The organism is Streptomyces sp. NPDC088747, assembly GCF_044751025.1.
Lineage (GTDB): Bacteria > Actinomycetota > Actinomycetes > Streptomycetales > Streptomycetaceae > Streptomyces.
The window spans coordinates 221,705-243,015 of record NZ_JBIVKZ010000002.1; the positions used below are offsets into that span (position 1 = coordinate 221,705).

21 protein-coding genes are annotated in these 21,311 nt (G+C 69.9%); 6 read left to right on the forward strand and 15 right to left on the reverse strand.

The genetic code is table 11. The annotated features are described in order from the left end of the window. Positions 1–52: 52 nt before the first annotated feature. The 4 genes from ACIP79_RS05415 to ACIP79_RS05430 all read right to left on the reverse strand — a co-directional run bounded on the left by ACIP79_RS05415 (position 53) and on the right by ACIP79_RS05430 (position 2,983). Positions 53–631, reverse strand: coding sequence for a Uma2 family endonuclease (locus tag ACIP79_RS05415; protein ID WP_401219648.1), 579 nt, complete (start codon positions 629–631; stop codon positions 53–55). After that, positions 628–1,692 carry a hypothetical protein gene (locus ACIP79_RS05420; protein WP_401219651.1) on the reverse strand — a complete coding sequence of 355 codons (1,065 nt, stop codon included), beginning with the start codon at positions 1,690–1,692 and terminating at the stop codon, positions 628–630. The genes ACIP79_RS05415 and ACIP79_RS05420 overlap by 4 nt, the downstream gene beginning before the upstream one ends. A 293-nt stretch (positions 1,693–1,985) precedes the next feature. After that, complete coding sequence (locus tag ACIP79_RS05425; RefSeq protein ID WP_401219653.1) at positions 1,986–2,171, reverse strand: DUF397 domain-containing protein; 186 nt, start codon at positions 2,169–2,171, stop codon at positions 1,986–1,988. Further along, positions 2,168–2,983 (reverse strand): helix-turn-helix domain-containing protein, encoded by an 816-nt coding sequence (locus ACIP79_RS05430; RefSeq protein ID WP_401219656.1) that lies wholly within the window; start codon positions 2,981–2,983, stop codon positions 2,168–2,170. The genes ACIP79_RS05425 and ACIP79_RS05430 overlap by 4 nt, the downstream gene beginning before the upstream one ends. A 78-nt stretch (positions 2,984–3,061) precedes the next feature. On the opposite strand from ACIP79_RS05430, the gene ACIP79_RS05435 reads away from it, so the two are divergent. Beyond that, positions 3,062–3,469 (forward strand): hypothetical protein, encoded by a 408-nt coding sequence (locus ACIP79_RS05435; protein WP_401219659.1) that lies wholly within the window; start codon positions 3,062–3,064, stop codon positions 3,467–3,469. A 53-nt stretch (positions 3,470–3,522) separates the two neighbouring features. Here the strand turns inward: ACIP79_RS05435 and ACIP79_RS05440 are convergent, their stop codons facing one another. The 4 genes from ACIP79_RS05440 to ACIP79_RS05455 all read right to left on the reverse strand — a co-directional run bounded on the left by ACIP79_RS05440 (position 3,523) and on the right by ACIP79_RS05455 (position 6,916). Continuing rightward, on the reverse strand, positions 3,523–5,121 hold the full coding sequence (locus ACIP79_RS05440; RefSeq protein ID WP_401219662.1) for a hypothetical protein: 1,599 nt from the start codon (positions 5,119–5,121) through the stop codon (positions 3,523–3,525). Positions 5,122–5,222: 101 nt separating this feature from the next. Beyond that, on the reverse strand, positions 5,223–5,882 hold the full coding sequence (locus ACIP79_RS05445; protein WP_401219664.1) for a DUF5063 domain-containing protein: 660 nt from the start codon (positions 5,880–5,882) through the stop codon (positions 5,223–5,225). Further along, complete coding sequence (gene recR / locus ACIP79_RS05450) at positions 5,875–6,474, reverse strand: recombination mediator RecR (RefSeq protein ID WP_086772885.1); 600 nt, start codon at positions 6,472–6,474, stop codon at positions 5,875–5,877. Before recR ends, ACIP79_RS05445 begins: the two co-directional genes overlap by 8 nt. Positions 6,475–6,571: 97 nt before the next feature. Continuing rightward, positions 6,572–6,916, reverse strand: coding sequence for a YbaB/EbfC family nucleoid-associated protein (locus ACIP79_RS05455; RefSeq protein ID WP_383677895.1), 345 nt, complete (start codon positions 6,914–6,916; stop codon positions 6,572–6,574). 313 nt (positions 6,917–7,229) lie between these two features. Between ACIP79_RS05455 and ACIP79_RS05460 the strand changes: the two genes are divergently transcribed. Next, positions 7,230–7,988, forward strand: coding sequence for an SLATT domain-containing protein (locus ACIP79_RS05460; RefSeq protein ID WP_401220884.1), 759 nt, complete (start codon positions 7,230–7,232; stop codon positions 7,986–7,988). 80 nt (positions 7,989–8,068) lie between these two features. Here ACIP79_RS05460 and ACIP79_RS05465 read toward each other — a convergent pair whose 3' ends face one another. The 5 genes from ACIP79_RS05465 to ACIP79_RS05485 all read right to left on the reverse strand — a co-directional run bounded on the left by ACIP79_RS05465 (position 8,069) and on the right by ACIP79_RS05485 (position 14,467). Beyond that, positions 8,069–9,502, reverse strand: a complete 1,434-nt coding sequence (locus ACIP79_RS05465; RefSeq protein WP_401219669.1) for a M20/M25/M40 family metallo-hydrolase — start codon at positions 9,500–9,502, stop codon at positions 8,069–8,071. Positions 9,503–9,643: 141 nt separating this feature from the next. Then, complete coding sequence (locus ACIP79_RS05470; RefSeq protein ID WP_401219672.1) at positions 9,644–11,173, reverse strand: substrate-binding domain-containing protein; 1,530 nt, start codon at positions 11,171–11,173, stop codon at positions 9,644–9,646. 91 nt (positions 11,174–11,264) lie between these two features. Then, entirely contained in the window at positions 11,265–13,256 is a 1,992-nt protein-coding gene (locus ACIP79_RS05475) for a serine/threonine-protein kinase (protein ID WP_401219675.1), read from the reverse strand. Between the two features lie 78 nt (positions 13,257–13,334). Further along, the gene (locus tag ACIP79_RS05480; protein ID WP_401219678.1) at positions 13,335–13,826 is read right to left on the reverse strand and encodes a MarR family winged helix-turn-helix transcriptional regulator; all 492 of its coding nucleotides are present in this window, start codon (positions 13,824–13,826) and stop codon (positions 13,335–13,337) included. After that, positions 13,823–14,467 carry a type 1 glutamine amidotransferase family protein gene (locus tag ACIP79_RS05485; RefSeq protein WP_401219682.1) on the reverse strand — a complete coding sequence of 215 codons (645 nt, stop codon included), beginning with the start codon at positions 14,465–14,467 and terminating at the stop codon, positions 13,823–13,825. Before ACIP79_RS05485 ends, ACIP79_RS05480 begins: the two co-directional genes overlap by 4 nt. Positions 14,468–14,695: 228 nt before the next feature. Between ACIP79_RS05485 and ACIP79_RS05490 the strand changes: the two genes are divergently transcribed. From ACIP79_RS05490 to ACIP79_RS05500, 3 genes are all read left to right on the forward strand, one after another. Then, positions 14,696–16,051, forward strand: coding sequence for an aspartate aminotransferase family protein (locus tag ACIP79_RS05490; protein WP_401219685.1), 1,356 nt, complete (start codon positions 14,696–14,698; stop codon positions 16,049–16,051). Positions 16,052–16,323: 272 nt separating this feature from the next. Beyond that, positions 16,324–17,055 carry a GntR family transcriptional regulator gene (locus ACIP79_RS05495; protein WP_401219688.1) on the forward strand — a complete coding sequence of 244 codons (732 nt, stop codon included), beginning with the start codon at positions 16,324–16,326 and terminating at the stop codon, positions 17,053–17,055. A 122-nt stretch (positions 17,056–17,177) separates the two neighbouring features. Next, on the forward strand, positions 17,178–17,828 hold the full coding sequence (locus ACIP79_RS05500) for a hypothetical protein (RefSeq protein WP_401219691.1): 651 nt from the start codon (positions 17,178–17,180) through the stop codon (positions 17,826–17,828). A gap of 98 nt (positions 17,829–17,926) precedes the next feature. Here ACIP79_RS05500 and ACIP79_RS05505 read toward each other — a convergent pair whose 3' ends face one another. Then, positions 17,927–18,217 (reverse strand): hypothetical protein, encoded by a 291-nt coding sequence (locus tag ACIP79_RS05505; RefSeq protein ID WP_401219694.1) that lies wholly within the window; start codon positions 18,215–18,217, stop codon positions 17,927–17,929. Positions 18,218–18,522: 305 nt separating this feature from the next. On the opposite strand from ACIP79_RS05505, the gene ACIP79_RS05510 reads away from it, so the two are divergent. After that, positions 18,523–19,695, forward strand: coding sequence for an acyltransferase family protein (locus tag ACIP79_RS05510; protein WP_401219697.1), 1,173 nt, complete (start codon positions 18,523–18,525; stop codon positions 19,693–19,695). A 143-nt stretch (positions 19,696–19,838) separates the two neighbouring features. On the opposite strand, the gene ACIP79_RS05515 is transcribed toward ACIP79_RS05510, so the two are convergent. Further along, positions 19,839–21,122: an adenylosuccinate synthase gene (locus tag ACIP79_RS05515; RefSeq protein WP_401219700.1), complete on the reverse strand. Its 1,284-nt coding sequence runs from the start codon at positions 21,120–21,122 to the stop codon at positions 19,839–19,841. Positions 21,123–21,311 lie beyond the last annotated feature (189 nt).

Genomic DNA, 21,311 nt, shown 5'->3' on the forward strand with positions numbered 1-21,311 from the left:
CCCATCATGACGTGCCCGCCTCACAGATCGTCAGGGGCTCGCGAACAGCTCCTCAGTCCACGAACTCCTTGAGGGGCTCGGTGTCCAGCGTGATGTGCACGGGGCCCGGGATCTCGACGGTGGCGCCGAACGGCACCTTCTCGGCGTGTCGATAGCGGCCGTCCTCGGGCTGGTTGAAGACGACGACCGAACAGTCGTCACGGTCGATGAGGAGGTGGACGGGGATGCCCGCCGCCGCGTATCCGTCGGGCTTCTCGATCCGGTCACGCTGGTGGGTGTCGACGTCGTACGACGTGACCTCTACCGCCATCAGGGCAGCATCGGCTTCGGACCACTCGCCCTGCCCCTTGAGGCCGCCCACCGGGACGAGCACTCCGTCAGCACGGGCGCGCCCTTTGCGGTACCGCTCCGTCTTCAGGCCGCTCTTCGCATGCAGCCACAAGTCAGGGCGATGCCGCACGCACACTCGTTGCAGCCAGGCGATGATCTCGCGATGGTCGCCGTCCGCCATCGGCTTGACCGTGACCTTCCCGTTGATGAACTCCAACCGCACGGTCTCCGGTGCACGGCGTTCCAGCTCTTCGAACTCCTCGACGGACATCTGGGGCTGGTCTGCCGTCGTGGGGGTCACGGCTTCCAGCGCCTCGGTGGGAGGCCGTTCGCGATGCGGTCTCGGTTGTCGCGGTAGTGGTAGTGGACGCGGTCCTCGATGGGTACGGGGCGGAACGTGTCCGGCACGGGGCCGCCGGTGCGGCGCTCCAGTTTCTGCTTGAGGAAACGGGCCGTCGTGGTCCCCAGGTAGGCGATCTCCTCGAACCCCTTCTTGATCTCCTCCTCGGTCATGTCCGGCTCCGCCCTGCACTCCTCGCACACCCCCTTGATGATCTTCGAGGTCCGTTCGTCGGCGTCGCAGGTGGCGCACGCCATGAGCACGCGGGTGACGCGGGCGCGCAGTGGACCGTTCTCGGCCGTGCCGGTCTTCTTCGGGGGCATCTTGTTCTCCAGTCGGGTGCGGGCGAGTCCGCCCGGGTTGGTGACGGCGGGCGGCAGCCCTGCCGTCAGCGCGCGGACCATGTCCGCCGGGGTGGCACCGCGCGTCAGCCACTCGGCGGCGAGGGGTTCGAGGGCCCGGCACTCGCCTTCCGACAGGCTCATACGCGGGTCCGCGGAACGGATTCCGGCGAGGGCGCGGTACGCGGCGGTGGGCGCCGGGGTCGCGTCGTCCTCCGGAGCCGGTTCCTGGGCCGCGGTCTGAGTCGGGGCCGGGCCCGGCTCAGGGTTCCCGGCCGACCGTGGGGCCTCCGCGCGGGCCAGGCCCGGCTGGTGGTCGTGCGTCACGTCCCTGCCGTGGCGCTCGCGCGCGAACTCCGCCCACCACTGCTCCGACCTGGGCGTACGTGACCAGTACGTCCGCGTCACCCACCGCATCGAGTTGTCCTCGACGGTGATGTGCTCCTTGATCCAGCGGAGGTGACCGGCCCCGGTGAGGCTCTTGAGAGACGTACGGCACGCCTGCTGGCCGTAGTGGGGGTGCTCGGCCGCGATGACCTTGTGGCCCATGGCGTGGCCGTCGTCGAGATGGTCGATGAAGACGGCGATCTCGCCGTCCCGGGGGCACAGATGCGCGAAGTCCGCGTCCGTGTGCGGGGTTTCGTCACCCACAGCGCGCTTTCCGTACCCCGTATTGGCCATGGGGTGGGTCGGACGCGGCAGGGCGGGGCTAGGCTGGGCGTAAGCCACGATCGAGTCTCTTTCGATCCGTAGGTCAGGCCCCGGAGCCGGTGTTGGTAGCACCGACCGGGGCCGAACTATTTGCAGGTTTGCCGCGAACCTAGAGCGCTTTTACTTTCCGGCGCAAGCCGATCACGGAACGTCACCCTTACGAGTTACGCGCGCTCAACTCACGTACAGACTTGGTTGGTTGGATGAATTCCCGCCAGCAAAACCAGACCCAGAACCCATGGGAAGAGCTCGGGTCCCGAGGCTCAAGCTCCGGGCTGAACTGTGGCGATGAAGGCGGTCCAGGCGGGGGAAGCGATGTGCAGTTCGGGGCTCGTGGGGAGTTTGGTGTCGCGTATGTAGGTGGTGAGAGGGGTGAGGGCGACCTCCACACAGTTGCCGCCTTCGTCATCGCTACGGCTGGACTTGAACCACTTCAACCGGTCGCTCATGACTGCTCCACTATCCGCTCGATGAATCGGGCTGACTCAGCCGGACTGAGGGCCTGCGCGCGGATCATGCTAAGCCGTTCGCTCACACGGCTGACAACCTCTGGTTCGGCCGAAAGTTCACTGGCGAACGGGCCTTCCGTGAAGGCGAAGCGCTCGTGGTCGCCTGTCTCCAACAGCACCATGGGCCCCATAAGCGCGGCCGGGACTGCCTGCTCGAAGGGAAGAACCTGCAACGCGACGTTCCGCAACAGTGACGCCTCCAGCAGGCGGCGCAGTTGCTCGACGTCCGTCTGCGGACCGCGCAGCACCGCCTCGTAGAGGACGAAGCTGAGAGACACCGGCGGTTTGCGCTCGGTGAGGATGGCCTGTCGCTCCACCCTGGCCACAATCCGTTCCTCCACCGTCTCGTCGTCCAGGGCGGGGATTCGGTTCTCGATCAGCGTGCGGGCATACCCCTTTGTCTGCAACAACCCCGGGATCAGCGTGACTTCGTACGACCAGAAACTGATCGCCTCCCTCTCCCGCTCCATGAAGTCCTGGGCCCGCGCGGGGAACTTCTCCCGCTGGAGGTACTCCTTGGCCGCGCTGAGGAGCCCCTCCGCATGGCACAGCTCGTCGGCCACGTCCAGGACGCGCGGCGTCGGCATGCGTACGCCCTGTTCCATGGACTTGATGGTGTCCGGAGAGTAGTTGGACGCGGCGCCCAGCTCCTCGCGGCTGACGTTCGCCTTCGTGCGCCAGCGTTTCATCTGGTTGCCGCTGTAACGCCAGGCCACGGGGACCTGGGAGTTGGAGTTGTACTGGACTGACACGGCGGCCACCTCCGACTGCTACACCCCGGCGGGTATCACCCAAGTCACTACCGAGCGTAGCCCTCCCTCCACCACGGTGTGACCATGACCAACGCAATTCACCGCCCCGACTGGATCCCCGCGTCAGGGCACCAACTCCGCGTGACGGGCATCCACTTCGACGCCGTACGGATCGAGGGCGCCCGGGGCGAACGCGTCGCGGGGCGGCTCATCGAGGCGGCGGACGGCGGGGACGCCGGCCCGATCGTCTGCGAGGCGACCGGCTACCGGTGGATGTACTTCCTGCTCGCCCCCGGCGAGGTACGCCGGCACGACTGGCCCCTCGGCGTACAGCAGTTCGGCGGCCGCAGCACCCTCAGTCTCACCTACATCGGCATCCCGGCCCTGGACGGAAACACCTGGCCACTGCGCTGGTACAGCGAGCCGACGGCCGACGCTCCCTATGTCGACGCGGGGTCACTGTTGGCGGCGGTGGACACCGGGTGACGTCGAACTCCTCACCCGGTGCCTCCTCCGCACTCGGAAAGAGTGCGTTCGAACTACCTGCGCCCCTTCTTGACAGGAGCCGCCTGGTTCTGGGGCTGGGACTGGGGGAGATTGGCATTGACCCGGGTCAGCGTCTCGCCGAACCCGTCACTCGACGAGGTGCTGCCATCGGAGCGGGGCGCGGACGGGTTCTCCCGAAGGAACGCGCCCGTCGAACTGCTGGGGACGTTCGCGGCGGTGCTGGACGAGGGAGCCTGCGGGTCGAAGTAGGAGGGCGTGGATCGCATGTCTCCCGGCGACTCCAGGTTCAGACCGGACGTGATGCGCGTGAGTGGTTCCGCGTCGTACTGCGGACGGTTGAACTGAGGAACGGCGGGCTGGTTGTGCGGCTCGCTCGGAAGGTACTGGGATTCGGAACGCTCCACGAGCGGCCCGCCGCTGGCGACGGTGTTCACCGGAGCGAGGTTCCTCTCGGAGTCGGCACCCGTGGACCGCACCGTCGCGAGGGTATCCATCCTTGAGAGATCCGGTCGCTCCTGCTGACCCGTCACCGAGGACGCGGGCGACTGCGTTCCCGACCTCGACTCGACGAAGTTGAGCTTCCGGATCAGCGCTTCCTCGGCCGTTTCCTTGGCGGGCCAGTTCGCTCCCGCGTCCGAGCTCTGCGAGGAACGGCGTTCCCAGCCCTGCATCTGCTCGGGGCTCACCTGCATCCCGTCAGGGAACCGCGTGTCCGCGCTGGTCATGATGACGGCCGAGTGCGGGTCCGCATGCGCGGCATCAAGGATTGCCTTGAAGTTGTCGAGCGAATGCTGCATCCCGTCGCGGTTCCGGTAGATCGCGCGCCCGATCTGCTGGGTCTGGTATTCCCGACCCTGCTCCTGGGCGTAGGAATCAGTCCGCTGGAGCATCTGAACCCGGGCCCAGGACGCCCTGGAGGCGACGGTGAATGTGTCGGTCTCATCCAACACGCCTGTCTGCTGATTCCTCCGGCGCACGTGGAACGTGACGCCGTCGACCTCGTGGGCCTCCATCTTCTTCAGCAGCTCGGGCATCTCGATCTTGTTCAGCACGCTGCTTTCGTCGATGCCCCGCAGCACTTGCGCGTGGACCATTCCACGGCTTTCGCCCATGAAGGTCTTCGACTGCCCGCCCCAAGCGTAGTTCAGGGTGGGGAAGGGGGTGCTTCGGTCGTTGCCGTAGTGAATGCCGTCGAAGGCCGAACCGGGTGTCGTGATCTCCAGGGTCCTGCCGTCGTTCGCCTCCGCCCACACCTCGGCCGGCATTCCGGTCGTCTTCGACCACGCTCCGGTGTGCTCGACATGCGTTGCGGCCGCTTCCCCGAGAGCTTTCTGCCACGCGTCCTCACTGGCGTACTCGGGCTTGTTCTGATTGTCTATGCGCCACTTGCCGCGTACCTCGAAGGCCCGCTGCTCATTGAACCGTTCCATCATGCGGTCGACGACCGCTTGGTCCTCTGCAGGCGTTACGCCGGCGTTTATCTCCCGGCCTTCCACCCGCATTCTTTCGAAGACGGCGTCCACGGAATCACGGAGACCGGGGTTGTCCTCTCGCCGGAATCCCCTGTAACCGTCCAGGCGTTCATTCGTCTTCGCGATACCACGCTCGAGCGCTTCCAGGTCAACAGCCATCGCGGACCCTCCCCCTCATGTGCCGACTGTCCGCCCGAGGCACGAGCGGACTACGGTGCACCACAACGGGAAGCGCGGCGGGGCGGTTCAACCGCCGCCGCCTACTTGACCGTCCGCAGCCCCAACGGCCCCGCGATCTCCTCCGCCATGACCTTGCCGGCCTCCTCCGCGAGGGCGTCCTCGCCGAGGTCCTGGTCGGTGTCGAGGCCGTCCAGCTCTTCGAGGGGCTGGTTGAGGCGGACGTGGGCGACCACGGACTGGAGGGCGCGCAGGGTCGCGGAGGCGGTGGAGCCCCAGTTGGAGAAGTAGGAGAACTGCCACCACCAGAGGGCTTCGGTGGTGCGGCCCGCGCGGTAGTGGGCCATGCCGTGGCGCAGGTCGGCGATGACGTCGGCGAGGTCGTCGGAGATCCGCGCGGGGACCGGGGCCTTGCGCGGCTCGTAGGGGTCGAAGACCTCCGAGTACACGTCGATCGGCTCCAGCATCACGGCGAGGCGCTCGCGCAGGTCGTCCACGTCGGGCTCCGGGCCCAGGTCGGGCTCGTAGCGCTCGTCGGGAAGGATGTCCTCGTGCGCGCCGAGGCGGCCGCCCGCCAGCAGGAGCTGGGAGACCTCCAGGAGGAGGAAGGGGACGGCCGAGTCCGGCTCGTCGCCCTTCGCCACCTCCGCGACGGCGACCAGGAAGCTCTCCACCTGGTCCGCGATCTGGACCACGAAGTCGTCCGGGTCCTGGGTGGTGTCGTGCAGCGTGGCGTCAGACATCTAGGAGTCGTCTCCCCTCGAAGGCGCGGCCGAGCGTGACCTCGTCCGCGTATTCCAGGTCGCCGCCCACAGGGAGGCCGCTGGCCAGGCGGGTGACCTTGAGGCCCATGGGCTTGATCATGCGGGCGAGGTACGTGGCCGTCGCCTCGCCCTCCAGGTTCGGGTCCGTGGCGAGGATCAGCTCGGTGACCACTCCGTCGGCCAGCCTGGCCAGGAGTTCCCTTATCCGCAGGTCGTCGGGGCCCACGCCCTCGATCGGGCTGATCGCTCCGCCCAGCACGTGGTACTTGCCCCGGAACTCACGCGTCCGCTCGACCGCGACGACGTCCTTGGGCTCCTCGACCACGCAGATGACCGACAGGTCGCGGCGCGGATCGCGGCAGATGTTGCACAGCTCCTCCTGCGCGACGTTCCCGCAGGTGGCGCAGAAGCGGACCTTCGCCTTGACCTCCATAAGGCACTGCGCGAGCCGGCGGACGTCCGTCGGCTCGGCCTGGAGGATGTGGAAGGCGATCCGCTGCGCGCTCTTGGGACCGACGCCGGGGAGTCGCCCCAACTCGTCGATGAGGTCCTGGACCACGCCTTCGTACAAAGGACTGCCTTTCCTGGGTCCTCATGTCTCACGTGCTTCGACGGTACGTACGTACCGTAGTTGGCCCTCGCCCCTCTTAGATAGGCGGGCCCCGGCCTCAGAACGGCAGGCCGGGAATACCGCTGCCGCCGCCGAGGCCCTCGGTCAGCGGGCCGAGCTTGTGCTGCTGGAGGGCCTGTGCGTTCTCGTTGGCCGCCTGGACCGCCGCGACCACCAGATCCGCGAGGGTCTCGGTGTCCTCCGGGTCGACGGCCTTCGGGTCGATGACCAGGGCCCGCAGCTCGCCGGAACCGGTCACCGTCGCCTTGACCAGGCCGCCGCCCGCCTGGCCTTCGACCTCGGTGCGCGCGAGTTCCTCCTGCGCGTTCGCGAGGTCCTGCTGCATCTTCTGGGCCTGCTGGAGCAGCTGCTGCATGTTGGGCTGGCCACCACCGGGAATCACGATCAGCTCCTGGTTTCGTACGGCTGTCAGGACCGCCTCGGAAACGGTTGTGAGGACCGCTGCGAGTACGGCTTCGAGAGCGGGTTTTCCCGCTCGGCACGAGCCTACGTGGTCCGCGCGCCCGTCGCCCAAGCACTCTTTCGAGTGAGCCGGTCCGGAATCCTATACCTGATCAAGCCCCACTTCCGGGCGGAAAAGCGGTGAAACCCGGGCCATCGCCACCCATTGGGCGGTAAGAAGAGATCGACGCTCCTGCATCATGCGTCACGTGACGTCACGCAACGTCATCACCGTCGTCAGTAGGGAGTGCCGGGTGAGCCAGCCGGAGATGCAGCCCGAGGGGCCGCCCCAGGACGGGCGGGGCGGGCCGGGCGGGCGCGACGACGGCTCCGCGCGGCCCCGGGCGGGCGACCTGACCGGGCGGCCCTTCCCGCTCGGCGACTGGGGCGAGCCCGCGGAGCGGCTCGACGAGCTGTACCGCTGGGTGGAGCGCGGGGCGCTCGACACGGCTTCCTGGTATCTCGCGGACCGGGTACGCAAGCGGCGGGGCGCCCGGGTGCTGCGGGGCGGGGCCGCGCTCGGGGCCGTCGCCGGGGGCGCGCTGCCACTGCTCGACCTGACGGGCGTGGTCGGCGGAGTGGCCCCCTGGGGCTATCTGGCGCTGCTGCTCGGGGGCGCGTGCGTCGCCGGGGACCGGTTCTTCGGGGTGACGTCCGGCTGGATAAGGGACGTGGCCACGGCTCAGGCGGTGCAGCGGCGGCTCCAGGTCCTCCAGTTCGACTGGGCCTCCGAGAGCGTGCGGGAGGTCCTGGGGCCCGCGGAGGGGACGGCGAGCGAGGCCGCCGACCGGTGCCTCGGCGTACTGCGCCGGTTCTCGGAGGACGTGACGGAGCTGGTGCGGGCCGAGACGACGGACTGGATGGTGGAGTTCCGCACGGGTTCCGCGCCGATGGGCATCCAGTCGTCGGTCTCCGGTTCGCCGCGTTCCGAGGGCCCCCCGTCGGGACGGCTCCCGCTGCCTCCCGGGACCCGGCCGAACATGCCGAGACAGCGGCCACCGGAACCTCGGTAGCGCGAGGCCGGGCCAGGGTCGGACGGGGCAGGACGGCAGGACTCCGCCCCGGACCCCGCCCCACCCCGCCTCACCCCACCTCACGCCTGGGGTGACGGGAACGCCACGGGGCTCCTCGCCCCCGTCCGGCTCACCGCTCGTACGCCGAAGAAGACGTTGTCCTTGGAGAGGTCGACCTCGTAGGCCGTCACGTCGCCCGCCGGGATCACGTGGGTCCACTCGGGGGCGGTCGTCTCCCGCCAGACCACCTCGTAGCCGGCGAGGTCCGGCTCGGTGCCCCGGGTCCAGACCAGCCTGGTGGAGTTGGTCAGGACGGTCGTGATGATCCGCGCGTCGCGCGGGGTGCCGGGGGCCTGGGACAGGGTCCACAGGGCCGCCGCGTTGACCTTCGCCACCCGCGCGACGAACGGGAAGTCGCAGAACTCCGGCAGGTCGCCGAACTGCCGGCCGTTCTCGTCCACCCGCACGTCCTGGTGCTGGTGGGCGAAGTCCTCGGCGGGTTCGGTGAACCGGGCCGCGGGATAGGCGCGTTCGAGGAACGGGATGTGGTCGCCGCCCCTGCGATAGCGGTCGCGGCGGTAGACGACCCGCACCCGCATGCCGGTCGCGTCGTTGTCGCCCACATCCCTGACGAACCTGGCCAGCTGGCGGGACGGCGAGTCGTTCTCACCGCCCACCGAACGGCGCGTCGCCGCCTGCGCCGGGGTCTCCGAGGTGGGCACGCCCTCCGCGAAGAGGCGGATCGTGTACGGGTCCCGCGTGCCGTCGTCCGCGGTGGAGCTGCCGACGATGTCGTTGGTGAACATGCCCTGGACGTCCACACCGGCCGCCCGGTACAGCTGCGCCATGTGGGCCGCTCCGTACAGTCCTTGTTCCTCCCCCGCCACCGCCGCGAAGACGAGCGTCGAGACGGGACGCCGGCGGGCCAGCACCCGGGCGAGTTCCATCGCCACCGCGACCCCGGACGCGTCGTCGTCCGCGCCCGGCGCGTCCGAGGTGGCGTCCATGAGGTCGGTGACCCGGGAGTCGTAGTGACCGGAGACGACGTAGACCCGCTCCGGTGTGACCGAGCCGCGCAGGGTCGCGACGATGTTCGTGATGCGGGTGGGCGTGGGGATACCGGACGCCGGTTCCTGGACGTACGACTGGAGTTCGACCGTCATCCGGCCCTCCGAGAGCGCCGCGTACCCGCGCAGCTCCGCCGCTATCCAGTCCCGCGCCGCGCCGATGCCCCGGACGGCACTCGCGCGCCCGGACGCGGCCGGGGGCGGGTCGTCCTGCGCCGAGAGGGTGTGGCGGGTGCCGAAGGAGACCAGTCTGCGGACGATCGCCTCGATGCGGTCGCGGTCGATCTCCCGCAGGAGGGCGCGGAGTTCACGGCCGGGAGGCTGCGCGGTCGCGGGCGGAAGGGCGCCCGGACCGGCCGAGGCCGCCCGCGCCGGGGTGGCCGTCGCCCCCAGCGTCACCGCGCCCATCGCCGTCGCGGTCAGGACCGATCTCCTGCTGTGACGCATGCGTCCTCCTGGGCCTGAGGTCGATCAGTGGGCTGCCACCGGACTGCCACCGGACTGCCACCGGACTGCCACCGCAATGGTTGTGTACGCGACAAGCTGTGGACAAGGGGGTATCGAGACGGCCCGAGGGGGAGTCCGGGATCAGCCCTCGCCGCAGATCCTCAGCCCCACCGGTGTCCCGCACGGCAGGTGCCCGTGGGTGCGGATCACGTCCTGGCCGGTGCCCCTCATGTAGGTGAGGAAGCTGGAGGCGAGGGAGTCGGCGGGCGGCGCGCCGTAGGTGTAGGCGTACTCGATCTCGCGGTACGGGTAGTCGCTGGTGCCGTGTTCGAGATCCTCGACGGAGGCGTCGTGACTGTCGAGGCCGATCCGGTGCAGGCCGTCGACGTTGTCGGCGCTGTTGAGCTCGCTGTAGCCGATCGCGCCGGGAAGCCTGGCCACCGTGCTCAGCACCTGGTCGGTGGAGTCCAGCTCGCAGCGCACGACGGGCGCGGTCGGGTCGTCCTTGTGGACGCAGTCGAGCGAGGAGTTGGCGATCTCGCCGCGCTCCAGCACGCGCCGCTGGAAGACCTGCCGGGTACCGGAGTTGGCGTCCCGGCTGACGAGGAGGACGGGCAGGTTCGGCCCGTCGAGCTCCCGCCAGTTCTTGATCTCGCCGCGGTAGAGGCGGCGGGCGTCCTCGATCGAGATGTTCACGAGCGGGACCCTGTTGTTGACGACCAGTGCGAAGACCGAGACGGCGACGCGGTTCTCGCGGAGCTTGTCGAGTCCGTTCGGCTTGGGCCCGTCGGAGAGCGCGATGAGGGGCGGCGAACCCTTCTTGGTCTGGAGTCCCGCGGTGTCGAGGTCGCGCAGCCCTGTCTGGCTGCCGTGCGCGTCGACGGTGATGACGGAACCCTCGCAGTCGGCCTCGTACTTCTCGGCCAGCTCGCGCATCACGGGCGCGAAGGCGGTCGAGCCGGTGACCGTCAGGCTGCCCGTCTCGCAGCCGATCGGGGGCCGGGTGCCGTCCCGCAGCACGACGATCAGCGCGAGCGTCACCACGCACACGGTCAGCAGCACGGTGATCAGCCGGGCCGCGCGGCTGAACAGCGGCGGCTGATCGTCCGGTGTCGTACTGCGGTTGGGCCGGACCTCGCCGTCCCGGATCCCGCCGATGATCCTTATCGGGTCGCCCACGTCACCGCCGGACAGCAGCACGAGCAGCTTGAAGTGCTCGCCCCGGTTGAGCGGGACGCGCGGGATGTGCAGGGTGTTGCCCTCGTAGGAGAGGCCCGCCGCGCGCGTGAAGTGGTCCATCAGATGGTCGGTGCCGGGCGGTTGGGTGACGGAGACGCCGCGAATGGTGCGGTCGGTGAACACCGCGGTCAGACCGTGCCGTTCACGGCTCGTGTAGTCGTCACCGGCGATGCTCTGCGAACCGTCGTTCTCTATCCGCAGCAGCACCAGCGTGGCGTCGGACATGCCGGGCGCCTCGTCGAACAGCCCCTGCCGGACGTTCGCCCGCCCCGAACGCACGTCGTCACCGATCGGGTTGTCCATCTGTACGCGGTAGCCGATCTGCTTGCGGCGCGGCACCCGGCGCTCGTACCAGACCATCACGGCGGAGGCGACGACACCGATCACGGCGGTCCCGACAGCCACCACGTTCTCTGCGCTCAGCCACTCCACTTGCGCCACTCCCCCGAGCCCGCTGGTGCGGACACGGTACGGCGCGGAGCGGGAACCTCCGGGAGACCTCAGGTGAACTTCTGAGACGCCGTCAGCCGCTCTTCGTGTAGGTCAGCGTTTCGCCCGAGCCCGTGTTCACCCGGCGGAGGCTGCCGTCCGGGAGGAGCGTGATCTCGGAGGCGGCGCCCGGGGAGCAGGAGGAGGCCGGTTCGCCGACGACGACCTCGGAGGCGCCGATCACCAGCGGTCCCCCGGCGGCCGGGTCCGCGGTCAGGGCTGCCTGGAAGACACAGTGGTACGTGCTGCCGTCCGCGGTGAGCGAGAGGACCGTGTCCCCCACCTCGCCCTGCTGGATGACCAGTTGACGGGTGTTGTGACCGCTGTCGTTGTCGATTCCGGCGCTCCAGGTGCCGAGATATCCCGCGGGGACCACACCGTCCTCGGGCGCCTCCGTGCTGGGCGACGCGCTCGGGCTCGTGTCGGACGGCTCGGGAGAGGTCGGCCCCGGTGTCGTGGGGGCGCCGGTGGTGGGCGACACCTTGGAGTCGTTCTTCCGGCCGTCCCCGTCCCCGTCCGCGCTCATCAGCGCGTACACGGAGCCGCCCGCGCCGAGCGCGACGACCAGCGCCACGACGACCAGGGCCGCGGTGGAACGGCCGCTCCTGCGCGGGGCCTCGGGCTCGGGGACGTAGGGCGCGGCTCCGGCGCCGTAGGGGGGCGTCGGGCCGTGGGGAGGAGTCGGGCCGTAGGGGGGTGTCGGGCCGTACGGACCGGGCTGCCCGCTCCAGCCGCCCTGCTGCGGATAGCCGTACGCGGGATGCGGGGCCTGCGCGGGATACGCCGACGGCTGCGGATGCTGCTGGGGATGGCCGTACGCGGGATGCGGGGCGGGCGGCGCGGCGGACGAGGGCGACGCGTGCCCCGGATCCATGGCGGTGTCCGTGCCCGCGACGATCGTGGGCATCGGGCCAACGGGAGCGGGCCCGCCCGGCGCGGGCTGGTTCGGGATCTCCTCGGAGGGTGCGACGGCGTGCTCGGGGGAAACCCGGGGAGGCACGGCGGGGCCCGGCGCGGGCGCGGACGGCGCCTTGGACGGGTCGGGCGGCGGAGCGGCCGGTACCGGAGTCAGCCGGGCCGTCGGTTCGCCCGGCCCCGGCCCCTCGTCCGGGTTCTCCGTGTCGAGCAACCGCACGGCGTGCCGCCCGAGTTGGGCCACCAGCGCGCTCGGCAGCCAGGGATCGCGCGACCGCCCGTCGAGGACGGTGTCCTCCGCGCCGGTCAGCTCCAGGATCCGGCCGAGGGAGGGCCGGGCGGCGGGATCCTTGCGCAGGCAGGCCCGTACGAGGTCGGCGAGGCCCTCCGGCACTCCTTCGAGGTCGGGTTCCTCCTGCGCGATGCGGAACATCGTCGCGTGCACACCGGAGTCGGCCGTGCCGAACGGCAGGGCGCCCGTGGCGGCGTACACGAGGACCGAACCCAGGCAGAACACGTCGCACGCGGGCGTGATGCGGTCACCGCGGACCTGCTCGGGGGCCATGAACCCGGGCGAGCCGACGAGCGCGCCGGCCCGGGTGAGGCCGTTCTCGGTCACGGTCTCCAGGGCGCGCGCGATCCCGAAGTCGATGACGCGGGGGCCGTCGATGGTGACGAGGATGTTCGAGGGCTTGAGGTCCCGGTGGATCAGCCCCGCGGCGTGGATGTCCCGGAGCGCGTGCGCGAGCCCCGCCGCGAGGATGCGCACCGACCGCTCGGGCAGTGCCCCGTGGTCACGGCCCACGACGGTGTGCAGGCTGGGACCGGCGACGTAACCCGTGGCCAGCCAGGGGGTCTCGGCCTCGGTGTCCGCGTCGAGGACGGGTGCCGTCCAGTACCCGCCGACCTGCCGCGCCGCCAGCACCTCCTGCCGGAACCGCGCCCGGAACTCCTCCTGTTCGGCGAGCTCCCGGCGCACCAGCTTGACCGCGACGGTGCGTCCCCGGTCGGAACGCGCGAGATAGACGTTGCCCATCCCGCCCGCGCCGAGCCGCGCCAGCAGCCGGTACGCCCCGACCTGCTGCGGATCCCCCGGTCCAAGCTTCTCCATGGCTGCGCCCACCCTCCCCCGTGCCTGTGCGACAGCCCGAGGATAGTGCGGCTGTACGGGTGTCGTGTGGGGCGGCCTCTACGGTTCCGTAACAGAGCGTTCCGGTTCCGTGACATCACGGGCACTCTCCGTCGCCATGGCGTCGAGCGCGGCCGACAACAGCTCCAACACCCTTACGGCCTCCGCGAGTTGATCCTCGCCCAGCGTCTCGGCCAGCCGGTCGGCCAGCTCCGCGTGACCGGGGTCGATCGCGGTGACCGCGGCGCGGCCGTCCTCGGTCGGGGCCAGGAGCTTGGCCCTGCGGTGGGCGGGGTTGGGGAGGTACTCGGCCAGCCCCTTGTCCACCAGCAGGTCGGCGACGCGCTGCACGCTCTGGCGGGTGATGCCCATCGCGCGGGCGATCCCGGAGACGGGCAGCGGCTCGCGGAGCACCGCGCCGAGCACCTGCCACCAGGCCGCGGTGAGTCCGGCGGGCCGCGCCAACTCCTCGGCCACGGACAGGAACTGGCCGTTCAGCCGGAAGACGCCGAGTGCGCTGCGGCTCAACAGGTCCTGGCGCGCCCGGCTCACCGTCCGGCCTGTTCCAGTACGGCGTAGGCCTCGGGGTCGGAGTCGTGGAACAGCCGGTACCAGGCGTCCAGCACCTCACCCTCGTACACCCCGAGGAGTCCGAGGACCTCGCGGGCGAACGCGACGGGTTCGGTGGGGCCCGCGGTGACGAGGCCGCCGTCGGTGACGGCGTCGGCGTCGACATACCGCTCGCCGCCCTGGTAGCCGGTCGTGGCGAGGTAGAAGGACACGGCGCTGGTGTGTGCGCGGTCGTCGAGCAGGCCCTCGCGGGCCAGACCGGCGGTGGCGCCGCAGATGGCGGCGACGGGGACACCCGCGTCGAGGAACGCGCGGGCCTCCCGGGCGAAGGGCGCCAGGTCGTCGCCGGTGTCCCAGAGGTCCGCGCCGGTGAGGATCAGCAGCGAACTGTCCTCGGGGCGCAGCTCGTCGAGTGCGATGTCGGGCTGGATCCGGAGGCCGCCGATGGTCGTCACCGGTTCCCGGGTGGGGCCGACGGTACGGACCTCCTGGCCGGCGCGGGCGAGATAGGCGGTGGTGTGGCCAGTCTCCCAGTCGGCGAACGTGTCGTAGACGGCGAGGTGCACGGGCCTGGGGGCGGGCGCGGGGATACGGGTGGGAGTGGACTCGGACTCGCGGTTCATCGCTCCTCCTTGAGTGATGTGTCTTTAGTGACTATGTGGTCTTTAGTGACTATGTGAGCATGCTGTCATTTCGACAACATGCTGTCAATGCTGTCAGCGACTTGTTGGTGACGGAACCGGGGCGGGGCCGAGCCCCCTGCGAAGCCCGACAGACTGTCGCGGAAAGCCCCCGACCGCAGACAGGACGCCGATATCGCACCCCTGTCGTGGACATTTACGCTTCGGCGCATGACCCCTCAGCCCAACCCCCAGACCGGCGCCGCCGTGAAGGCCGCGGACCGTGCGCACGTGTTCCACTCCTGGTCAGCGCAGGAGCTCATCGACCCGCTCGCCGTCGCCGGCGCGGAGGGGTCCTACTTCTGGGACTACGACGGCAAGCGGTACCTGGACTTCACCAGCGGGCTCGTCTTCACCAACATCGGCTACCAGCACCCCAAGGTCGTCGCCGCGATCCAGGAGCAGGCCGCGACCCTGACGACGTTCGCGCCCGCCTTCGCCGTCGAGGCGCGCTCGGAGGCGGCCCGGCTGATCGCCGAGCGGACCCCGGGCGACCTGGACAAGATCTTCTTCACCAACGGCGGCGCGGAGGCCGTCGAGAACGCGACGCGGATGGCCCGCCTGCACACCGGGCGGCCGAAGGTCCTCTCCGCCTACCGCTCGTACCACGGCGCCACCTCCGCCGCGATCAACCTCACGGGTGACCCGCGGCGCTGGCCGAGCGACAGCGGCTCGGCGGGTGTCGTGCACTTCTGGGCGCCGTTCCTCTACCGCTCCCCCTTCCACTCGGAGACCGAGCCGCAGGAGTCGGAGCGGGCGCTCCAGCACCTGGAGGACACCATCGTCTTCGAGGGTCCCGGCACGATCGCGGCCGTGATCCTGGAGACGATTCCGGGAACGGCGGGCATCATGACGCCGCCGCCGGGCTATCTCGCCGGGGTGCGCGCGCTCTGCGACCGGTACGGAATCGTCTTCGTCCTGGACGAGGTCATGGCCGGGTTCGGCCGCACGGGCCGGTGGTTCGCCGCCGATCACTACGACGTCACGCCCGACCTGCTGACCTTCGCGAAGGGGGTGAACTCCGGGTACGTGCCGCTCGGCGGTGTCGCCATCTCCGGCGCCATCGCGGAGACCTTCGCGCGGCGGCCGTACCCCGGTGGTCTGACCTACTCCGGGCACCCGCTCGCCTGCGCCGCCGCCGTCGCCACCATCAACGTGATGGAGGAGGAGGGGATCGTCGAGCAGGCCGCGCGGACCGGGGAGACGGTCATCGGCCCCGGGCTGCGCGAGCTCGCCTCGCGGCATCCGAGCGTGGGCGACGTACGGGGTACGGGGATGTTCTGGGCCCTCGAACTCGTGCGGGACCGGGAGACGCGGGAGCCGCTGGTCCCCTACAACGCCTCGGGGGCCGACAACGCGCCCATGGCCGCGTTCGGTGCCGCCGCCAAGGCCGGCGGCCTCTGGCCCTTCATCAACATGAACCGCACCCACGTCGTACCCCCCTGCAACATCACCGAGAGCGAGGCCAAGGAGGGGCTCGCGGTGCTGGACGAGGCGTTGACGGTGGCGGACGAGTACGTGGGGTGAGGCTTGGGGGTTTCTCGCCCCCTCCGCCCCTTCCCGTCCCGTCTCTCGGGGGCTCCGCCCCCGAACCCCCGCTCCTCAAACGCCGGAGGGGCTATTTCTTAGCCTGTCCGGCGATTGAGGACGAGCGCGTCAGCGCGAAGCGGGGGTCTGGGGGCGGCAGCCCCCAGGGACGGGACGGGTAGGGGCGGCGGGGGCGAAAAAACCACCCCCTTACGCCCCACCGCGTAAGGTGACTGGCTCCTGGACACCAGCGGCAAGGGAGCCCGACAAGCATGCCCGGCACCGGCGGCAAGGGCGCCGTAACCCGCAGCACCCTGCGCCAACAACTCGCGGACGCACTCCGCGACGAGGTGCTGGCCGGCCGCCTCCAGCCGGGCCAGGCGTTCACGGTGAAGGAGATCGCCGAACAGTACGGCGTCTCCGCGACCCCGGTCCGCGAGGCCCTGGTCGACCTCTCGGCCCAAGGCCTCCTGGAAGCCGACCAGCACCGCGGCTTCCGCGTACGCGAGTACACCGCCGCCGACTACCGCGGCATGATCGAGGCCCGGAGCCTCGTCGCCGACGGCATCTTCCGCTCGATCACCGCCGGCGCCCTGACCCGCCCCCAGGACCCCCGCGCCACCGCCGCCCTCGCGGGCGTCCGCCGCCGCGGCGAGGAGGCCCAGCGCGCCGCCGCGGCCGGCGAGCTGAACATCCTCATCGGCTACGACCTCCGCTTCTGGCGCGAGCTGAGCGGCCTCTTCGGCAACCCCTACCTCGCCGACTTCCTGCACCGGCTGCGCATCCAGTCCTGGGCCTGCGCGGTCCAGCACCTGCGCCAGGTCGTGGACCTCAAGGGCCAGCTGTGGTCGGCCCACACGGAACTGGTCGACGCCCTCGCGCGCCGCGACGCGGTGGAGGCGCAGGCGATCGTGGCGGCGTACAACGCCCACTCGCTCGCACTGATCGAGCGCCTGGCCTCGGGTCCGGACGGATCCGGCGATCGAGGGCGTCCCCACGTTTGAGGGGGAGCACTTCGGGCGATCGGTGGAGAACCGGAGTTGTGCACCGGTACCTGACCAAGACAGCCGCGCGCACTACGCTTCCCTGACCACCGTGCACACCAAGGAGCTAGAGGAGCCGTCTGTTGGCCTGTGACCTGTGGCTGGTCCCGCTCGTCGACGTGTTGTGCCATACCCCCGACAATCCCTTCGCCGAAGAACTCGCGCTCTACGACAAGGCACTGGCCGAGGCAGGACTCCCGCCGGTCCCCGTGTACGCGTACATGCCGGGCCTGTCCGGCGACGTGGCCCCGGTCGCGGGGTTCGACTACGACGCGCTGCACTTCCTGCGCCGCGCGTACCTGCTCCAGATGTGCGGGCTCGCGGTGACGCCGGTGGACGAACTCGGCGGGGACTACGAGCAGTTGCTGGAGATGTTCGGGACGAACGCCCAGCAGTCGCATCTCGTCTGGCACTACGACCACGCGGGCGCCTACGTCCCCGTCGACTTCCCGCATCCACTCGCCAACGACGAACTCCTCGCGGGCGGCGGCCCGCTGGGCTCCTCCCAGTCCCTCCTGCGCGAACTCGAGTTCGTGGCCCCGTCGATCGGCATCGACCCGGCCAACCCGCCGGCCACGCCGCAACCCCCCAGGGCCCCCACGGACCTGGAGGAACCGGCCGCACCGGCCCCCTACGACGCCAGCCCCTTCGCCCGCGAACGCCATGTCTGGCTGGGGCTGCACGCGGCGGCCACCCGCAGTCTGGCGCAGGGGTCAATGATCGTCTTCAGCTGAGACCGAAGTTGAGACGGAAGTTGAAACTCAGTGGCGTCCGCGCGCGGGCCCGGTCGTGAGCGGCCCGGCTCGCGCGCGGACAACACCCCGGCGTGCCGTCAGCGCAGTTGCCCCAGGCCCCTCTGTAGGTCCTCGCCGTTCATGATCGGGGTGATCTCGATCTCGGCGTTGAACTCGGTGAGGAACGGCTCACCCAGAGCCGGTATCTCGGAGCTGTCCTTCATGTCGAGGACCAGGAGTGCGGTACGACGGCCGCCCAGGGGCCCGAAGTAGGCCGCCTCGGGCTTGATGTGGTCCAGGATCTCGGTCAGCAGCTCGGGCATCTTGCCGCTGCGGAGCGATTCGTTCGACTTCTCCGTGTCCATCGTGGCCTTGAGCAGGACGCGCATCGCACTCACCTTCTTCTTGTCGGCGCGCGTGCGTTCGCCCTTCCAGCGTATGCCCGTTATGCGAGGTGTGCGTGCTCGTGAGACGCCGCTCACATGCGACTCAAACGGACCGACGGGACGCCCGCGGACACCTGGGCCCCATGCTCCCCGACCGTCAACAAACGGTGTCATTCACCACGGGGTTCACAGTATGCTCACAGCTGCCCGGTCCGATCATCTGCACAACGAGCCCCTGACCGGCCTACCCGCTGTCAGGAGAGCGAGCGCCTGACATGGCCCACCCGCTGTCAGGAGCATGACGCCAGATGGACAAGATACTTCCGAGACCCGCCGCCGCGGCCGAGCGAGCCACCGGCTCCCGGGATCCGTGGTGGGACAACGCCCGCTTCACGTCCGCGACTCTGATCGTGATCCTGCACACCGTGGGCAGCATCATGAGCCGCGTGGAGGTGCTGCACGCCTTCAACATCGCCAGTTGGGCGTTCCGGGTGCCGGCCTTCGTCATGCTCGCGGGGGTGTTCAGCAGCGCCGGCCCGCTGACCTCCCGCAACCTGCGCTCCCTGTTGCAGAGCATCGCGCTGCCCGCCCTGTTGTTCAGTCTTCTCTTCTCGCTGGAGAACTACTGGCTGGGCTCGAAGTTCGTCCTGCACGTCGTCCAGCTGCCGTGGACCCTGTGGTTCCTGATGTCCCTCTTCTTCTGGCGGCTGCTGCTGCCGCTGGTGGTGCAGCTGCGGTACCCGCTGATCATCACCACGGGCATCTCGCTGGCCGTGGGGTACATCGACGCGTTCGGGATGCAGTACTCCGCGAGCCGGACCCTCGTCTACCTGCCGCTGTTCTACCTCGGCTGGCGGATCGGCCAGGGGCACCTGAAAAGCTGGTTCACCAGCCGCTGGAGCCTGCCCGTGGCGGTCTCCGCTCTGCTGGCCGCCTTCGTCGCGGCCTGGTTCTGGCACAAGGACGTCAAGGGCAACTGGCTGTCGATGCGCCACCACTACACCGCCGCCGACCCGATGAGCCTGGAGTTCGCCTGGGTCATCCGGCTGGCGGTGCTGGCCACGGCCGCGGCCCTCGTGCTGTGCATGCTGCGCCTGGTTCCCCGGCGGCGGCTGCCGCTGATCTCCGCGATGGGCGCCGGCGGCTTCACCATCTACCTGCTGCATCCGCTGGTCATCCTGCCGCTCCGGGAGCAGGACTGGATCGCGCGGGCGAACACCCGCGTCGAGATCGTCGGCCTGGTGCTGTGCGCGGTCGCCCTGGCGATGGTCCTCGGCTCCGCCCCGGTCCGCCGCCTGGTCCAGCCCCTGACCCGCCCCCCGATCGGCTGGCTGTTCGCCGTCACCACCCCACGCCAGCAGCCGGTGTACTCGGGCGCACCCGTGCCCACGCCCCCGGCCGAGCCGGAACCGGCACTGACGGCGACACTCCCGTCCCCCCGGGGCGCCGCCGAACAGACGGCTCCGGTCACCCGGACGTAGCCGCCCACCGGCCTCGCTTCACACGTGTGCCCCCCGTCCGGTGTCGGACGGGGGGCACACGCTCGACGGGCACACGCTCGACGGGCACACGCTCGACGGGCACATGCTCGACGGACGCCGCCGAAGCGCCGTACCGGACGACGCTAGATGAACGAGTTGATCTCGATCGTCTCGTCGCGGCCCGGACCGACGCCGATCGCGGAGATCGGGGCGCCGGACATGTCCTCAAGGGCCTTGACGTAGGCCTGGGCGTTCTTCGGGAGATCGGCGAACGACTTCGCCTTGGTGATGTCCTCGGACCAGCCGGGGAGGGTCTCGTAGACGGGCTTGGCGTGGTGGAAGTCGCTCTGGGAGTACGGGAGTTCCTCGACGCGCTTGCCGTCGATCTCGTACGCCACGCAGACCGGGATCTCCTCCCAGCCGGTCAGGACGTCCAGCTTGGTGAGGAAGAAGTCGGTCAGACCGTTCACGCGGGTCGCGTAGCGGGCGATGACCGCGTCGAACCAGCCGCAGCGGCGGTCGCGGCCCGTCGTGACACCCCGCTCGCCGCCGATACGGCGCAGCGCGTCGCCGTCCGCGTCGAACAGCTCGGTCGGGAACGGGCCCGCGCCGACCCGGGTCGTGTAGGCCTTGAGGATGCCGATGACACGGCTGATCTTCGTCGGGCCGACGCCCGAGCCCGTGCACGCCCCGCCCGCGGTGGGGTTCGAGGAGGTGACGAAGGGATACGTGCCGTGGTCGATGTCGAGCAGCGTGCCCTGGCCGCCCTCGAAGAGCACGACCTTGTTGTCGTCGAGCGCCTTGTTCAGGAGCAGCACGGTGTCCGCGACGTACGGCTTGAGCCGGTCCGCGTACGTCAGCAGTTCCTCGACGACCTGCTCGACCTCGATCGCCCGGCGGTTGAAGACCTTGGTGAGGAGTTGGTTCTTGCCGTCGAGGGCCGCCTCGACCTTCTGCGTCAGGATCGACTCGTCGTAGAGATCCTGGACGCGGATGCCCACGCGGTTGATCTTGTCCGCGTACGTCGGGCCGATACCGCGCCCGGTGGTGCCGATCTTCCGCTTTCCGAGGAAGCGTTCCGTCACCTTGTCCACCGTCACGTTGTAAGGCGTGATGATGTGCGCGTTTCCGCTGATCAGGAGCTTGGACGTGTCGACGCCTCGCTCGTTCAGTCCGTTCAGCTCGGAGAACAGGACCGACGGGTCGACGACGACTCCGTTTCCGATGACCGGAGTGCACTCCGGTGTGAGGATTCCGGAAGGGAGAAGGTGGAGGGCGTACTTCTGATCGCCCACGACTACCGTGTGGCCGGCGTTGTTGCCGCCCTGGTAGCGCACCACATAATCCACGGAACCGCCGAGCAGGTCCGTGGCCTTTCCCTTGCCTTCGTCACCCCACTGAGCACCGAGCAGCACAAGTGCGGGCACGCGCGTACACCCCTTCCGGGCGGGGCATGTCCAAGGTCGGGGACGTACGCGGCTGTTGTGCACGGCTGCGTACGCCGACGGCCTTCTCTGGCCGCGAACCTTCGGACCGGATGCCCCGGAATAGACCAAGCCCCTGGCGCAATAGCGCAAGGGGCTCTTGCACAAAGATGCTACCCGAGGAAGCGAGGC

Bases quoted from the DNA above. Each gene is read 5' to 3' on its own strand.
- ACIP79_RS05495 (WP_401219688.1), top strand. From the start codon at position 16,324: ATGCCCGGCACCGGCGGCAAGGGCGCCGTAACCCGCAGCACCCTGCGC.
- ACIP79_RS05510 (WP_401219697.1), top strand. From the start codon at position 18,523: ATGGACAAGATACTTCCGAGACCCGCCGCCGCGGCCGAGCGAGCCACC.
- ACIP79_RS05485 (WP_401219682.1), bottom strand. From the start codon at position 14,467: ATGAACCGCGAGTCCGAGTCCACTCCCACCCGTATCCCCGCGCCCGCC.
- ACIP79_RS05475 (WP_401219675.1), bottom strand. From the start codon at position 13,256: ATGGAGAAGCTTGGACCGGGGGATCCGCAGCAGGTCGGGGCGTACCGG.
- ACIP79_RS05420 (WP_401219651.1), bottom strand. From the start codon at position 1,692: ATGGCCAATACGGGGTACGGAAAGCGCGCTGTGGGTGACGAAACCCCG.
- ACIP79_RS05425 (WP_401219653.1), bottom strand. From the start codon at position 2,171: ATGAGCGACCGGTTGAAGTGGTTCAAGTCCAGCCGTAGCGATGACGAA.
- ACIP79_RS05440 (WP_401219662.1), bottom strand. From the start codon at position 5,121: ATGGCTGTTGACCTGGAAGCGCTCGAGCGTGGTATCGCGAAGACGAAT.
- ACIP79_RS05490 (WP_401219685.1), top strand. From the start codon at position 14,696: ATGACCCCTCAGCCCAACCCCCAGACCGGCGCCGCCGTGAAGGCCGCG.
- ACIP79_RS05505 (WP_401219694.1), bottom strand. From the start codon at position 18,217: ATGCGCGTCCTGCTCAAGGCCACGATGGACACGGAGAAGTCGAACGAA.
- ACIP79_RS05445 (WP_401219664.1), bottom strand. From the start codon at position 5,882: ATGTCTGACGCCACGCTGCACGACACCACCCAGGACCCGGACGACTTC.
- ACIP79_RS05465 (WP_401219669.1), bottom strand. From the start codon at position 9,502: ATGCGTCACAGCAGGAGATCGGTCCTGACCGCGACGGCGATGGGCGCG.